Genomic DNA, 15500 nt, shown 5'->3' with positions numbered 1-15500 from the left:
GGTCCCTTGGTGGCCGCGGCGTCATTTGCTCAGTTTGTAGAGCGTGCCTGAGCCGGACGTCCCGCCGTACTCCGATGCGCTGACGACCGTGCCGTGCTGCTTGATCCAGGCGGTGACGGCGCTGTTCGCCGAACCGCCGCCGGGTCCGCCGCCGCCCAGCATCACGTACTTGAGCTTGCCCTCCTGGACGTACCGCTGGAGCTTGGCGACCGTCATCGCGGGATCGCTGCCGGTGAAGCCGCCCATGGCGATGACCGGACGGCCCGTCCGAAGGATGATCGACGAGGCGTTCTGCGCGCTGGAGACGGCGACCAGCCAGGTGGCGTCGCCCTGGTTCTTCTCCAGGTACGAGACGAGCTGGGAGCTGACCTCGCCGCCCCTGCCCGAGGGCTGCCCGCTCTGTCCGGACGGCGGGGTCTGGAAGCGGCCCTTCTGCCCGGAGGAGCCCGGTCCGCCGCCGGTCGGGGCGCCGTGGCCGAAGCCGCCCATGCCGCCCTGGGCGGCCGGGCCGGCGGTCGGGTTGCTGCCGTTGTCCGCGCCGCTCGACGCGGCCGACGCCGCGTACGCCGCGGGACCGGCGAGCACCGCGACCAGCCCGATCTCCGCCGCGGCGACGGCCAGGCGGCGCGGGGCGCGGCGCAGGTCGAGCCCTATGACCGCCACCGCCGCGAGCGCCGCGACCGTCCAGGGCAGCCACGGGTGCCACGACGGCGTCCGGCGCAGCAGGAAGAACGCCCAGCCGGCGGTGACCGCGACCGCGAACGGCAGCGTCCAGGACATCCGGCGCGGCGCGCCGAACATCGTCACGCAGCCGGCCCCGGCCAGCGCCGCGATCGCGGGTGCCATCGCGGTCGTGTAGTACGGGTGGAAGGTGCCCTCGCTGAGGCTGAACACCGCGAAGTGGACCGCCAGCCAGCCGCCCCACAGCAGCAGCGCCGCCCGCTTGAGGTCGGTACGGGGACGGCGTCCGCGCAGCACCAGCCCGGTGACCAGGGCGATCGCGGCGAACGGCAGCAGCCAGGAGATCTGGCCGCCCATCGTGTCGTTGAACAGCCGTCCGATGCCGGCGGCGCCGCCGAAGCCGCCGCCCTGGCCGCCCCCGCCGCCTCCGCCGTTCTCGCCGAAGATCCGTCCGAGGCCGTTGTAGCCGATGACGAGGTCCCACACCGAGCCGTCGGTGCTGCCCCCGACGTAGGGACGGCTCGACGCGGGCACGGCGTCCACGATCAGCATCCACCATGCGGACGCGACGGCCAGCACACCGCCCGCCACCGCCAGGTGCCGGACGCGCCGCAGCCGTCCGCCGGGCGCGCAGAGCAGGTACACCAGCGCGAACGCGGGCAGGACCAGGAACGCCTGCATCATCTTGGTGTTGAAGCCCAGCCCGACGAGCAGCGCGCACGCCGCGAGCCAGCGCAGCCTCCCCGACTCCACGGCCCGCTGGAGGGCCCAGGCGCCGAGCACGAGCAGCAGGACCAGCAGCGTGTCCGGGTTGTTGTCGCGGTCGATGGCCACGGTGATCGGCGTCAGCGCCAGGACGAGCGCCGCGATGAGCGCGGCGGTCGTGCCGAACGCTCGCCGTACCGTCGCGTACAGGACGGCGACCGCCGCCACCCCCATCACGACGGACGGGCCGACCAGGCTCCATCCGTTCACCCCGATCACGCGCGCCACCAGCTCCTGCGTCCACAGGGCCAGCGGCGGTTTGTCGACGGTGATGTAGTTGCCGGCGTCCAGCGATCCGTAGAAGAACGCCTTCCAGCTCTTGGTCCCGGACAGGACGGCGGCGGCGTAGTAGGAGTTGCCGGACTGCGACCAGACGCCCCAGCCGTACAGCACGGTGGCCAGCGCCATGATCGCGCCGAGCGCCGCGCGTGCCGGCCAGGGGCCGCTCGCCCTGGGCCGGGCGTGGGCGGGCGGCGTGGCGGTTCCCGTTCCAGGGACGATAGTGGTGGTCATCGTTGCCCCCTACGCGGCCATGCCGAAGGACGCGCGCGCCCGCGGCGAGGGGACGGCGGCGGTGAAGCGGCCCTGCATGATGCGCCGCCGGACCCGGGCCATGCCGCGCAGGTCGTCCAGCGCGGTCCGCACGATGTCGACGCGGCTGTCGGGGTCGTCGGTCCAGTCGACGGGCACCTCGTGTACCCGCAGGCCGACCCGCTCGGCGAGCAGCAGCAGCTCGGTGTCGAAGAACCACTCCTCGTCCTCGACGACGGGCAGCAGCGCCTGGACGACCTCCGTCCGGGCCGCCTTGAACCCGCACTGGGCGTCGGAGAACCGGGCGCGCATCACGGTGCGCAGCAGCAGGTTGTAGCAGCGCGAGATGATCTCCCGCTTGGGGCCGCGGGTCGTGCGCGCGCCGCGCGCCAGCCGCGACCCGATGGCGAGGTCGCTGTGCCCCGACAGCAGCGGCATCACCAGCGGCAGGAACCCGTTGAGGTCGGTGGACAGGTCCACGTCCATGTAGGCGACCACGTCGGCGACGCTGGCCGACCAGACGTGCCGCAGCGCCCGGCCCCGCCCCTTGCGGTCCAGGTGGACGGCCCGGACCGGCGGCAGCGCGTCCGCGAGCCGCCTCGCGACGTCCCAGGTCCGGTCGGTGCTGGCGTTGTCGGCGATCGTGATGACGAAGTCGTAGGGGAGCCCGGTCGTCAGGAAGTCGTGCAGCCGGCGGACGCTGTGCTCCAGCACGTGCTGCTCGTTGTAGACCGGCACGATCACCTCGACCAGGCGCCGGCGCGGCCCGTGCGGGGACCGCCGCTCTCGCGGGAACAGGATCGGTTCGCTCATGGCCCCCACGCTCGGGCGGCCGCATTCGCGTGCCGTGAACCGTCCCTGAGACGAGCCTCAAAGCTGCGTCCGCCGCGCCCACCCCCGCTTAACCCGCCTCTCACGCACCTCTCATCGACCCGGCGACGGCAGCACCCGGACGGCCGCGCTCAGGGAACACCAGCGCGAGGCGTGCGCCTGCGCCGCCGGTGCTTGGAGCGGCACGTGCGATGCGGCTTCGGGACGCTCAGGGGTTCAGGAAGCGCGTGATGATGTCCAGGACGCGGCCCATGCCCTGGGTGCCGCGGATGTCCAGGTCGATCTGGAGGTCGTCGCCGTCCTGCTTCCTCGTGCGGCGGAAGGCGTTCGGGTTGTCGGAGGGGAGGGTTATCTTTGGCGGTTCCGTGCGTTCCGTTGCTGGAGGTTCGAGGTTCTGATGGTCGTGCCGTCTCGTGATCCGATGCTGGACCTGCTGTCGGCGGACGGCCCGGATCCGGAGCACGCCGAAGCGTTGATGCTCTACGGCCGGCTGGTCGGGACGTGGAAGATCAGCAACCGGTACCGGTTCCCGGACGGGGAGTGGCGGACCGCCGGGGGCGAGTGGCGATTCGGCTGGGCGCTGGGCGGCCGGGTGGTGCAGGACGTGCTCTTCTGCCCGGACTTCCACGGCCGGTTTCCCGGCACCACCGTCCGCATGTACGACGTCACGACCGGGCGGTGGCAGATCACGTGGATCTCGCCGAAGCTTCCCTCGTACTTCCACCAGGTCGGCCGGCCCGACGGCGCGGGCGGCATGATCCAGGAGGGGACCGACGCCGGGGGCAGGCGCTCGCGGTGGACGTTCACCGACGTCACGCCGGCCTCGTTCCACTGGCAGGGGTTCGGCGCCGGCCCCGAGGGCGAGTTCGAGCTGTTCCAGGAGATGCACGCGACGCGCGAGTAGGCGCCGGCCCGACCAGGCCCGCGCGACCTTCCGCGGTTGGACAGGCTAGAAAATGTGAGACTTGTTCATATATTTTGGCGGTCCCCGGTGAAGGAGATCGCATGGGTTCGCGCCGGCTCGTGCCGACGGTCGTGGGCGTGGTCCTGGTCCTGCTCGTCGCCGGCGCGCTGATCGATCCGGTCGGGTTCTTCGCGCTGCTGGGGATGCCCGGGCGCGTGACGCCGGCCGCGCGATGGCAGGTGGCGCCCCTGGCCGTCTACGTGCCATTGCTGCTGGCGGGCACGGCGCTCGCCGCGAAGTCTTTCGGGCATCTCGGGCGGCGGGCGCGGTTCGCGACGGTGTGGGCGGGGTTCGTGCTGGCCGCCGTGGTCGCGAAGGCCGTCATGGCGCTGGCGGCGACCGTGCCCGAGCTGAATGTCGCCGACCTGTTGTGGGCGACGAGCTTCACCGTCCCCAAAGCGGCCCTGTACGGACTGGTCCCCGCCGCGGCGACGCTTCCCGTACGGGTGGGGGAGCGCCCGGACGGCGAGCCCGCGCACCGCGCGCACTGGCCGATCGCGGTCATCGGTGTCGCGGTGGTCGCGCTGGCCGGGCCGTGGGTGTCCTCGCACTGGTCACGGGACCTGCCGCACGGGCTGCCGTCGGCCTCCCCGCAAGGGGGGCCGGCCGGGCTCCTCCTCGGCCTGCTGGTCCTGCTCCTCGCGCTGGCCCGCACGCAGCGGACCTTCGCGCGCCGGTCCCGGACGGCCGCCGGGGCCTTCCTCGGCGGATGGCTGGCCGCGATGTGGGCGGGCGTCGTCCTCGGGGCCGTCCAGGTCGCCGGGCTGGTGGTCGTGGACGGGCCGGGCGCTCCGCTGCAGACGCCCGCCGCGTTGTGGGTCCGTCTCGGCGAGGGCGCGTCGTTGGGGGTCGCCGTCGGCTGGGTGCCGGGGCTGCTCGCCCTCCTCGCCGCCCGAGGCGCGTTCCGGTGGCCCGCGGCGCGGACGGCCCGCGCCACGGCCCTGGTCACCGCGGTCGTGGTGGCCGGGGCGGCGGGAGCGGTGGCCGCCACGCGTCCCGAGCCGCCGCCCGCGCCCCGCAGGGCCGTGGCCGCCGCGTCCGGGACGGAGCTGTCGGCGTTGCGGGTCGTGCGGGGGAAGCGGCCGCGGATCGTCGACGGGGAGGGACGGCAGGTCCTGCTTCGCGGGGTGAACGTCAATCAGCTCGTCGACTTCTACGCGCCGCGCCCGGGCGTCCCGGCGACGCTGCCGCTGAGCGAGGACGACTTCGTCCAGATGGCCGCGCTCGGGCTGAACGTCGTGCGCCTGGGGGTGTCGTGGTCGCGGATCGAACCGCGTCCCGCCCGGTACGACGAGGGGTACCTGCGGCAGATCGACCAGGCCGTGGCCTGGGCGAAGAAGCACGGCCTGTACACGGTCATCGACATGCACCAGGACGGCTGGAGCAGCGCGCCCACCCCGCGCGGGACGTCCTGCCCGCCGGGCACGTCCAGGATGGACGGTTACGACGGCGCGCCGGCGTGGGCGACGAAGGCCGACGGCGCGCCCCGCTGCCAGTTCACCGGGCGCGACATCTCGCCCGCCGGGGACCGCGCGTTCACCAACTTCTACTACGACCGCGACGGCGTCCAGGGCCGCCTGGTCAAGGTGTGGGCCATGCTCGCCGCGCGTTTCGGCGCCGATCCCGCGGTCGCCGGATTCGACCCGCTCAACGAACCCGGCTTCGGCGAGCAGGCGCCGCTGACCTCGACGCTGCTGCTCGGCCGCTTCTACGACCGCGTCCTGCGCGCGGTCCGCGCCGCCGAGAGCCGCCCGCACCCGCTGTTCGTCGAACCGAGCATCTTCTGGTCCGGCACCGGCTTCGACGCGGTCCCGCGCGGCTCCTTCGCCGCCGACCCCGACGTCGTCTTCGCGCCGCACCTGTACGCCGAGTCGATCACCATGGACGCCTCGCTCGGCCTTCCCGTCATGACGTCCGTCGAGCACGGCTTCGTCCTCGCCCGCCGCGCCGCCGGCGACATGCCGGTCTGGAGCGGCGAATGGGGGTTCTGGGGCGACGACGGTTCGGTGGCCGACCGGCTGCACCGCTACGCCCGCCAGGAGGACGACGCCGCGATCGGCGGCGCGTTCTGGGGCTGGAAGCAGGCGTGCGGCGACCCGCAGAACGGCACCGGACCCACCGGTAACGGACTCAACAACGTCGACTGCGCGACGGGACGCTTCCTGCCCCGCGACGCGGCCGCCGTCCAGGAGCTCTCGCGCGCCTTCCCGCACGCCGCCCCGGGCGTCATCACCTCGCTGCGATCGCTTCCCGGTGGACCGTCCTCGCGGCCACGGGGTTTCCAGCTCACCGGAAGGTCGTCCGCGGGCGGCTGCACCCTGGACGTCTGGGTGCCGGGCAACGAACGCCCCACCCCGACCGCGACCGGCATCGACGGGATCGGCGCGCGCCGGGTCGAAGGCGGCTGGAGGGTCACCGGCTGCGCGCACGGCTCCTACCGGCTGACGATCGGCTGAACGCAGGCGGGAGCCGGCGCCCGGCGGGGGCTGGACGTTCGCGCGAGCGAATAGTTACCATCTGGTCGGGATTTGCGGCCGGTGCGACGGCCGGCCGCGCGACCCTGACGATCACCGATTCGGATCTCGCCTTCCGGTGAGACCGCGGCGGGAGTGCCGGATGAGTCCAGCCAAGGCGCGCGGACCGTATGCGAAGACGGCCGCTCGGCGCGCCGACATCGTCCGTGCGGCGCGTGACGGCTTCGCTGAGCGGGGCTTCGCGCAGTCCTCGCTCCGCGACATCGCCCAGCGGGCGGGCATCACCCACGCCGGGCTGCTGCATCACTTCCGCACCAAGGACGAATTGCTCGCCGCCGTGCTCGCGCAGCGCGATGCCGAGGAATGGGAGCGGGGTTCGGAACGGGTGTCGGAGGCCAAGGCGGCCGCACCGTTCTTCGACGGCCTTCTCCGCGACCATCAGCGGGAGCCCGAGCTGATGCGCCTGTGGGCGGAACTGGCGGTCGCGGCCTCGCGGTCCGATCATCCCGCCCACGAGTACTTCGTCGACCGCTACGAGCGGGCGCGTGCCCGCACCGCCCGGATGATGGGCGAGCGGGTGCCGGCCGGGCCGCCGGAAGGCGCCCCCGACCCCGAGACCGCGGCGATGATCTTCCATGCCGTGCTGTACGGGCTGCAGGTGCAGTGGCTGCTGAACCCGCGACTCGACATCGGCAAGGCGCTGGAGCACGCCCTGCGCCTCCTGCTCGACGGTCCGGCCGCGCCGTCCGACCCGTCCTCGCCCTCTTCCGCCACGGAGGCATGACCTCCGGCTGACCCTCCCGCCTTCCCGGGGCACGGCCTGGCCGCGGCTCTGGGCGCACCCATCCCTCGTGAGAATGGAGTTCTTGTTTTAAGCGAATGGAATTCGATGGTCGCGCGACGCGCGACCGCCCACCCCCTTGGAGGCCGTACTCCATGAGAACCGTTCGACACTCCATAAGAACCGTTCGACACGGCACCTGGTCGCGAGCGCTCGTGGCCGTTCTCGCCGCCGCCGCGATGGCGATCGGCGGCGCGGTGGCGCCGGCGACGGCGGCTCCCGGCGGGCGCGCCGCCGGCGCCGCTCCAGGCCAGGCCGTTCCACCGGCGCCCAAGCCGGAGCCGATCAAGGTCGCTGAGCTGCCGCTCCCGCCGGTCGCGCCGTCCACCTCGGCGGGCTCGTGCACTCCGGCGGTCAACCCGCACGGCACCGGATGCATCGGCAAGGCGACCAGCATGCAGTCGGGAGACTTCCTGCCCGACGGGCACCACGTCCTCGCCACGGTCGGCTTCACCGGCGCGCCCGCCGCGCCCGACCCGGCCGCCGTCTACACCGGCGAGCAGCTCATCATCGTCAAGACGGACGGGAGCACCTTCCCGAACGGCGACGCCTGGAAGTGCGTCACCTGCGGAGTCCCCGACGCCAACGCGGTCGGCCGCGGCTCGGCGATGGACTATCCGCAGGCGTTCAAGGACGGCAGGCGCGCGCTGGCCGGCACCAACATCATCGACTGCGGCCCGTACCAGCTCACCAGTTCCGCCTGTACTCCGGCCCGCGTCCACATCTATCCGATCCGCTGGAACGTCACCGCCGACGGGTCCGGCGCGGGCGGCAGCATCCGCGAGCTGCGGCTGCATCCCGACAACGTGCACCTGGGGTTCAACTCCGCGACCGTCACGAACGGCAGGCTGAACCAGTACGGCTACTTCGCGCGGCTGAAGTTCGACCCCGCGCCCAAGACCGGGACACCGCTGGCCCCCCGCTACGACCTGGTCAAGGTGACCCGCCTGTTCGACCCCGCCCCGAGCAAGCAGCCCGTCGCCGTCGAACAGCGCCACCCCGGCCGGCTGAAGATCAACCCGCAGACCGTGTCGGTCGGTGAACTGCGCGGCTTCTCCGGCACCGGCGACGAGGTCTCCTACATCGGCTACCCCGACGAGTCGTCCAACATCGACGTCTTCGCCGCGAACCTGCGGACCGGCAAGGTCCGCCGCCTCACCAGCAACCCCGAGTACACCGACCCGATCGCCATCTCACCCGACGACGGATGGACCGTCGCCATGGACACCCGCGGCTCGGACCGGCAGATGTTCCTCGCCGCGATGCGCGCGATCCCGCCCGTCACGGACATGATCACCACCAGCGCCGTGTCGTCCACCCGCAACAACGGGGACCGGCGCTTCTTCCAGCCCTACCTCATCGACCGGTACGGCGACCGCGGCGCCTACCAGGGGCAGCAGATCAACGCCGCCGGCGACGGCGGACCCGGCGCGATCAACGACCCGAACTGGAACGGCAGGGCCGACCCCCGCTGGTCGCCCGACGGGACCAGCATCGTCTACTGGCAGGCCCTCGCCGTCCCGCCCGCCTGCGGCGGCGCCAACCCGCTGCCCTGCGAGACCTCGACCGAACCCGGCGGACGCACCGCGCGGATGATGATCGCCCACCTCACGAGCCGCAAGCCGCTCAAGCCCCGGCACGTCGCCGTCGCCTCCGACACCGTCCCGTGGGGAACGCCGTACGTGCCGGGCAGCGCCACCCCGGCGCGCCCGTACCCGCCGCAGGGGCACTACACCCTGGTCGGCAAGCGGTCCGGTTCCGCGGCGGTGACCATCACCGGCAACGCCGACCAGACCGCGATCAGCACCGTCTCCGTCGCCTACCGGAACTACTCCGACGACGGCGCGCACATCCTCAACGGCACCGAGAGCGTCACGACCACCAACCCCAGCCCCACCCTCAACAAGCTCGACTGGTACTCCGACCTCGTCCAGACCGGCCAGGACCACGGCACCAAGAAGACCGGCCCCGGCGGATTCCACCTCACCATCGACGTCCTCACCAACATCTTCCAAGCGACCGGAACGCTCACCACGACCATCGACGGCCGCACCTACCGCCAGCCGGCCAACGGAACCTGACCGCAGCCGAGAAACACCGTTCACGGCGGCCCCGCCCTGCCCGCGACCCGGGAGGCGGGGCCTTCCGCCGGCCGGGGCGCGAGCCGCTGCGGGACGGGCTCACATGGTGATCTTGTATCGGCCGAGGACGAACTGCAGGAGCTCGTCGGCGATCTCCTCCAGCGTCGCGTCGACCCACCCGACGACCCAGTCGTGCATGAGGCCGTTCACGGCGCCGATGAGGGCCGCGGCGGCGATGCGGTAGTTCCCCGGGGGCAGCTCGCCGCGCTCGGCGGCCTCGTCCGCCATCCGGCTCACCAGGTCGATCCAGACCGCGCGGCGTTCGAGGCGCTGGCGGTCCATCCGGGGGCTGACGCCGACGATCTCGACATAGGCGATGCGGGCATGGCGCATGTCGCCGGTGGCGCCCCTGACGTAGGCGTGCACGTACGCGGTGATCCGCTCCGTCGCGGGGAGGTCCTGGACGTCGGGCAGCACGTCGAGGACGGCCTTCTCGGCGACCTCGTTGACGTACAGGTGGAGATCGGCCAGCAGGTCTTCCAGCGTGCGGTACTCCTCGTAGAACTGGCGGGTCGACAGTCCGGCCGCCTTGCACAGGTCGCCGAGCCGGGTCGCCCGGAATCCGGGGCCGGCGCCGAACCACTCCAGGCCCGCCTCGCGGAACCGCCCGCGCCGCTCCGCCCGCCGCTCGGCCGCGTCCTTGCCGCCGTACCGGCCCTCCGCCGGGGTGATCCTGCCCGCCACTGCACCCCCTACCTGGTGGTGCGCACAATCCTCCCGCACGGGTCTTGCACCGCCCGCCCAGCCCTGCCTACTATCCAGTAACGAAAGTCTGAATACGGCCGTATTCAGACTGAGGGGCGCGCGCGGCGGGCGGACCACCCGGCCGGTCATGCCCGAAAGGCGCCACCCAGCGGCTCCACCGTTTCCCGCCCGTTCCGGGCATCCCACCCCCCTGGAGAAACGACATGCACGCTGCACCCACCCCTGCCCCGACCACCCCCGCGACCGCCCCCGCCCGCGGGTTCCGGCGGCTGCGGACCATCGCCGCCGCGGCCGTCCTGGCCGCCGGGGCCGTCGCGCCCGCCCTCGCCACCGCGGGCACCGCGCACGCGGCGCCCGCCCTCCGCGAGGTGATGTTCGTCGGCAACAACTGGGACGGCACCGCCGACGTCATCGAGTCCAGCGGCGCCTTCGCCAAGATCGGCCGCATCAACGTCGTCCCCGACAAGACCCAGCGGCTCGCCGCGATCTACCTCAACCCGGTCAACCTCGCGGTCTACCTGGCCGTCCAGCAGGGCCCCGGCGAGGGGCACGACCAGCTCGTCGACGATCTGTACTCCACGCCCGACGGCACCGCCCTGGTCGCCTCCCGGCCCAGCTTCGGCGACGTCGTCTCCATCGACCTGGCCACCGACAAGGTCAAGTGGCGGTTCGCCGTCCCCGGCTACCGCTCCGACCACATGGCCGTCTCGCCCGACGGGACCAAGGTCGCGGTGTCGTCGTCGCTGTCCGGCACCGTCTCCGTGCTCGACATCACCACCGGAAAGCAGCTCGGCTCGTTCGCCACCGGCGACACCCCGCACGAGAACATCTGGACCAACGGCGGCAAGTACATCTGGAACATGTCCATCGGGAACGTCAGCACCAACCTCGACGACCCGTCCCTGGACTGGACCAAGGGCGACCGGCACATCACCATCGCCGACGCCTCCACCTACAAGGTCGTCAAGACCATCGACATGCGCTCGCGGCTGGACGCCTTCGGCCGCAAGGACCTGTCCAACGCCGTCCGGCCCGCGGTGTTCAGCCCCGACTTCTCCAAGCTGTACTTCCAGGTCTCGTTCTTCAACGGGTTCATCGAGTACGACGTCGCCACCGACAAGATCACCCGCATCAAGACGCTGCCGAAGAACCCCGCGACCAGCGACGACCGCACCACCTTCGTCAACGACTCCCGGCACCACGGGCTGTCCGTGAACCCCGCCGGCACCAAGCTGTGCGTCGCCGGGACCATGGACGACTACGCCACCGTCGTCGACCGCGCCACGCTCCAGGAAGGCCCGCTCGTCACCGCGTCCAAGCCCTACTGGGCCACCGTCAGCGGCGACGGCCGCGACTGCGTCATCTCCGAGAGCGGCGCCGACCGGGTCACCGCGATCGACTTCGGCACCGGGCAGAAGGTCGTCTCCGTGCCCGTGGGCGACCACCCGCAGCGCGTCCGCATCGCCCACGTCCCGGTCGGCTGGACCGGCCCCACGAGCTGACCTCCGCTCGCGGACACCGGGGCATAGGGCGAGCTGGGTCGCCCTATGCCCCGGCCGCCGGAACGGAGTCTAGGAAGGCGGTGATCTCGTCCGCCACGATGCCGGGCCTTTCGAGACCGCACAGGTGGCCGAGATCGCTCAGCAGGACCGCCCGGCCCCCGGGGATGCGCCGGATGTCGTCGAGCTGCTTGGCCTGGTCGACGACGACGTCCTTGCCGCCGACTATGTAGCAGGTCGGCACGCGCAAGCCGGGCAGCTCGTCGGCCTGGCTCGTCAGGGCGCCTCCGGCGAGCCAGCCGTGCCACATCCGCTCCGTGACGGTCAGCATGCTGCCGGCCAGACGGGACGTCTTCGACGGGTCCACGGAGATCGCCGCCACTCCCTGCGCGAGGGCCTCGGCGTCGCCGTACACGGCGTCGAAACCGGCCATCACCTCGTCCTCGGCGGTCGTCCCCGCGGCGTTCCACGGAACGATGCCGACCAGCGCGCGCACCTCGTCCGGGTGGTCGAGGGCGAGGCGCAGCGCGATCGCACCGCCGAGCGAGCAGCCGGCCAGATCGTAGGCGCCGACCCCCGCGTCGTTGATCGCGTCGTTGATCGCGTCGTGCAGGGTCGCGGCCAGCGCGGGCAGCCTCCCGTCCGCCGGCGCGCGCACGGAGCGGCCATGTCCGGGCAGGTCGAAGACCAGGACGCGGAATCCGCTCAGGTGCCGCACGATGCCGGTCATCAGCTCGGCCGTCGCGCCGAACCCCGGCAGCATCACGAGCGTGCGTGGGCCGTCGCCGTGCTCTTCCCAGTAAATCCCTGAACCGGTATGGGGCATGCGCCCACTGTCGCCGCAGGGGGAGGCCGGTGGCTTGTACAAATGTCCGTCTGCGTATGCGGCGGGACCGCGGCGCTCGCGGAACATTCCTCCAAGACGGCCGGCCGGGCGGTCGCCGATTCTGGCGGTCATGCCTGGTCGTGAAGGAGAACGCGCATGTGGTTGAAGCGTTGTGCCGCCCTCGTCGCCGCCGCGCTGGTCGGGGTCGCCTCCACGTCGCCGGCGCGCGCGATGAGCGCGCCGTCCCGGGACGCCCCGTTGCGGGCGGAGATCCGGAACCTCGTCGACGCCGACGGCGTACCCGGCGTGGTCGCGGTCACGAGCCGCGACGGGCGGGCGGCGCGGCGAACGGCCGCGGGCCTCGCGGACATCCCGGCGGGCCGGGCGCTGCGGCCCGACGACCGGTTCAGGATCGCGTCCATCACCAAGACGTTCGTGGCCGCGGTGGTACTGCAGCTGGTCACGGAGCACAAGCTCGCCCTCGACCAGCCGATCGCGGGGCTGCTGCCCGAGCAGGTCCCGAACGCCGGGAAGATCACCGTGCGGGAACTGCTCGACCACGCCAGCGGGCTCTTCGACTACTCGGACGATCCCCGCTTCGACCCCGGCGCCCCCTACACCCCGGCGCAGCTCATCGCCCTGGGCACGGCGCATGCGCCGTACTTCGCGCCCGGGACGGGCTTCCGCTACTCGAGCACCAACTACATCGTCCTCGGCGAGATCGTTCACCGGGTCACGGGCCGCCCGATCCAGGACGAGGTGCGGACGCGTCTGATCCGCCCCCTCCGCCTGACCGGCACGACCTTCCCCACCGCGACCGCGGTCGCGCCCCGGCAGGCGCGCGGTTACGTTTTCGCCGCTCCGCTGCCGCCCCGTTCCGGTCCCGCGATCGACGTGACCACCCGGACGAGTGCCGGCGCGGCCGGGGCGGCGGCGGGGATGGTGTCGACGGGCGCCGACGTCGACCGGTTCCTCGGGGCGCTGCTCGGCGGCGGCCTCTTCTCCCGCCACCTGCTCACCGAGATGAAGCGGCCCACGCCAGGAGCCGATGCGTTCTTCGCCGCCGTCGGCTTGCCCGGCATCGGTTACGGCCTCGGCCTGACGATCGCCTCGGCTCCGTGCGGAACCGCCTACGGCTCCCTCGGGGACATCGACGGGTACACCTCCAGCGCGATGCAATTCGGCCACCGCCGGGTCACGCTGCTCATGAACACCAATTCTCTGCAGCCCTCGCTGCGGCGGCAGACCCTCTCCATCGCCGAGCGGGAACTCTGCCGCGCCGGCGCGTGAGCCACGCGCCGACGCGCTATCGACCCGCTGGTCGCGGTTCGCGCGGCGGTTCGCGCGCCGGTTCGCGCGGCGGTTCGCCGAAGGTGCGCCGGTAGGTGCCGGGCGTGGTGCCGAGGTGCGCGCGGAAGCGGCGCCGCAGGTTGACCGCCGACGCGAGCCCGACCCGGGTCGCGATGCTCTCCACCGGAAGGTCGGTCCGTTCCAGCAGGACCCGGGCCGCGTCGAGGCGCCGGCCGAGCAGCCACTGTCCCGGGCTGGTGCCGAGCTGCTCGGTGAACCGCCGGGCGAGCGTCCGGCTCGACAGCCCGGCGTGCTCGGCGAGCCGGGCGACGGTCAGCCGGGTGCCGAGCCGGGACGCGGCCCACTCCAGGAGCGGCGCCAGCGACTCGTCCGCCCGGGCTGGTTCGGGCAGTGTCGCGTACTGGAGCTGGCTGCCTTCCCGGTGCGGCGGCAGGACCATGTTCCGGGCGATCTGCGCGGCGTACGCCGCGCCGTGGTCGGAGCGGACGAGGTGCAGGCACAGGTCGATGCCCGCGCCCGTGCCCGCGCTGGTCGCCACGTCGCCGTGGTCCACGTAGAGCACGTCCGGGTCCACCTGCACTTCCGGGAAGCCGGAGGCGAGCAGGCCGGTGTGGCGCCAGTGGGTGGTGGCGCGCCGGCCGTCGAGCAGCCCGGCCTGAGCGAGGACGAACGCGCCCGTGCAGATCGCGACGATCCGGGCCCCGCGCCGGTGGGCGGCGCGCAGCGCTTCGGTGACGGCCGGCGGCGCCGGGGCGCCGGCCGGCTGCCAGCCGGGAATGATCACGGTGTCCGCTTCCTCCAGGGCCGCCAGCCCCGCGTCCACGAGCATCGCGTAGCCGGCCGTGGTCGGCAGCGGGCCGGGGTGCTCGGCGCAGACCCGGAAGGTGTAGCGGGCCGGCACGTCCTGCCGGACGGTGCCGAAGACCTCCGCGGCACAGGCGAGCTCGAACGGTGACTGCGGCGGGTTGAGCAGGGCCACCACCCGATGACGACTCGTGGCAAGAACATACCCACAGGTGTCTTTTTGGACTCTCGGCTCGGGAAGCGGGCTCCGGTCACAGTGGTCCCATGAGCGAAACCACTGGAACGGACGTGCGGAGGAGCGCGATCCAGGTCGACGGCGAAACGGCCAGCTACCTGACCGCCGGGCAGGACGGCCCGGTCGTGCTCCTGCTGCACGGCACGTATTGGAGCCGGGTTTGGCTCCCGGTGCTGGGCCGCCTCGCGGAGGCAGGCCTAAGGCCCGTTGCGGTCGATCTTCCCGGGCTGGGGCGCTCGGGCGGCGAGCTCACCCTGGAAACGGCCACGGTCCCGGCCCTCGCGGACTGGGTGGTCCGGTTCGCGTCCGCGCTGGGGCTCTCCGGGCCGGTCGCCGTGGCCGGGCATGACATCGGCGGCGCCATCGCCCAGCGTCTCCTCGTCCACGGGCGGCTGGAGATCCCCCGGCTGGCCCTGGTCAACTCGGTCCTCTACGACTCCTGGCCGGCGCCCCACGTCGCCCGGTTCCGGGACCCGGAGGTCGCCGCGGCGACCACCGCCGACGAGCTGCTCGCCGCCCGCCGGGAGGCCGTGGCGGGCGCGCTGGCCGATGCCGCCACCGAGCAGCTGATCGCCGACTACGTGGATCCGTGGAACGATCCGCGGGTCCGCCGCTCCTGGCTGGCCATGGCGGGCGCGGCTGACAGCCGCCACACCCTCGACCTCGTCCCCGCGCTCCGCCGGTCGACAACGCCCAAACTGCTGATCTGGGGCGAGGACGACGGCTTCGAGAAGGTGGAGTACGCCGAGAAGTTCGCCGCGGAGATCCCCCGGACCACGCTCGTCCGCATCCCGCACGCGGACCACATCCCCACCGAGAACGCCCCCACCGACATAGCCCGAGCCCTCATCGACTTCTTCACCCCCTAACCTCCAGCCGACGTACCGGGTCC

12 protein-coding genes are annotated in these 15500 nt (G+C 72.7%); 7 read left to right on the top strand and 5 right to left on the bottom strand.

Going from position 1 to position 15500, the window contains the following annotated elements:
• Positions 1-21 precede the first annotated feature (21 nt).
• Both F9B16_RS20330 and F9B16_RS20325 read right to left on the bottom strand, forming a co-directional pair.
• Positions 22-1959 (bottom strand): glycosyltransferase family 39 protein, encoded by a 1938-nt coding sequence (locus F9B16_RS20330; protein WP_151541682.1) that lies wholly within the window; start codon positions 1957-1959, stop codon positions 22-24.
• Positions 1960-1968: 9 nt separating this feature from the next.
• Entirely contained in the window at positions 1969-2790 is an 822-nt protein-coding gene (locus F9B16_RS20325) for a dolichyl-phosphate beta-glucosyltransferase (protein ID WP_151541681.1), read from the bottom strand.
• 421 nt (positions 2791-3211) lie between these two features.
• Between F9B16_RS20325 and F9B16_RS20320 the strand changes: the two genes are divergently transcribed.
• From F9B16_RS20320 to F9B16_RS20305, 4 genes are all read left to right on the top strand, one after another.
• Complete coding sequence (locus F9B16_RS20320) at positions 3212-3712, top strand: hypothetical protein (protein ID WP_151541680.1); 501 nt, start codon at positions 3212-3214, stop codon at positions 3710-3712.
• 101 nt (positions 3713-3813) lie between these two features.
• Entirely contained in the window at positions 3814-6228 is a 2415-nt protein-coding gene (locus F9B16_RS20315; protein WP_151541679.1) for a glycoside hydrolase family 5 protein, read from the top strand.
• 160 nt (positions 6229-6388) lie between these two features.
• The gene (locus tag F9B16_RS20310; protein WP_151541678.1) at positions 6389-7030 is read left to right on the top strand and encodes a TetR/AcrR family transcriptional regulator; all 642 of its coding nucleotides are present in this window, start codon (positions 6389-6391) and stop codon (positions 7028-7030) included.
• A 212-nt stretch (positions 7031-7242) separates the two neighbouring features.
• Positions 7243-9168: a TolB family protein gene (locus F9B16_RS20305; RefSeq protein ID WP_225991797.1), complete on the top strand. Its 1926-nt coding sequence runs from the start codon at positions 7243-7245 to the stop codon at positions 9166-9168.
• A gap of 99 nt (positions 9169-9267) precedes the next feature.
• Here the strand turns inward: F9B16_RS20305 and F9B16_RS20300 are convergent, their stop codons facing one another.
• Positions 9268-9912, bottom strand: coding sequence for a TetR/AcrR family transcriptional regulator (locus tag F9B16_RS20300; protein WP_151541676.1), 645 nt, complete (start codon positions 9910-9912; stop codon positions 9268-9270).
• Between the two features lie 224 nt (positions 9913-10136).
• Between F9B16_RS20300 and F9B16_RS20295 the strand changes: the two genes are divergently transcribed.
• Positions 10137-11435: a YncE family protein gene (locus F9B16_RS20295; protein ID WP_225991796.1), complete on the top strand. Its 1299-nt coding sequence runs from the start codon at positions 10137-10139 to the stop codon at positions 11433-11435.
• A 43-nt stretch (positions 11436-11478) separates the two neighbouring features.
• Here the strand turns inward: F9B16_RS20295 and F9B16_RS20290 are convergent, their stop codons facing one another.
• Positions 11479-12258 (bottom strand): alpha/beta fold hydrolase, encoded by a 780-nt coding sequence (locus tag F9B16_RS20290; protein ID WP_151541675.1) that lies wholly within the window; start codon positions 12256-12258, stop codon positions 11479-11481.
• Between the two features lie 156 nt (positions 12259-12414).
• Between F9B16_RS20290 and F9B16_RS20285 the strand changes: the two genes are divergently transcribed.
• Positions 12415-13548 (top strand): serine hydrolase domain-containing protein, encoded by a 1134-nt coding sequence (locus F9B16_RS20285; RefSeq protein WP_151541674.1) that lies wholly within the window; start codon positions 12415-12417, stop codon positions 13546-13548.
• Between the two features lie 16 nt (positions 13549-13564).
• On the opposite strand, the gene F9B16_RS20280 is transcribed toward F9B16_RS20285, so the two are convergent.
• Positions 13565-14551 carry a GlxA family transcriptional regulator gene (locus F9B16_RS20280; RefSeq protein WP_151541673.1) on the bottom strand — a complete coding sequence of 329 codons (987 nt, stop codon included), beginning with the start codon at positions 14549-14551 and terminating at the stop codon, positions 13565-13567.
• 86 nt (positions 14552-14637) lie between these two features.
• Here F9B16_RS20280 and F9B16_RS20275 point away from each other — a divergent pair, with 86 nt between their 5' ends.
• On the top strand, positions 14638-15477 hold the full coding sequence (locus tag F9B16_RS20275; protein ID WP_151541672.1) for an alpha/beta fold hydrolase: 840 nt from the start codon (positions 14638-14640) through the stop codon (positions 15475-15477).
• Positions 15478-15500: the final 23 nt, after the last annotated feature.

This window comes from Actinomadura montaniterrae (assembly GCF_008923365.1).
GTDB classification, from domain to species: Bacteria; Actinomycetota; Actinomycetes; order Streptosporangiales; family Streptosporangiaceae; genus Spirillospora; species Spirillospora montaniterrae.
The sequence above is the reverse complement of the archived record's forward strand: the minus strand, read 5'-3'. Positions and strand labels throughout refer to the sequence as shown.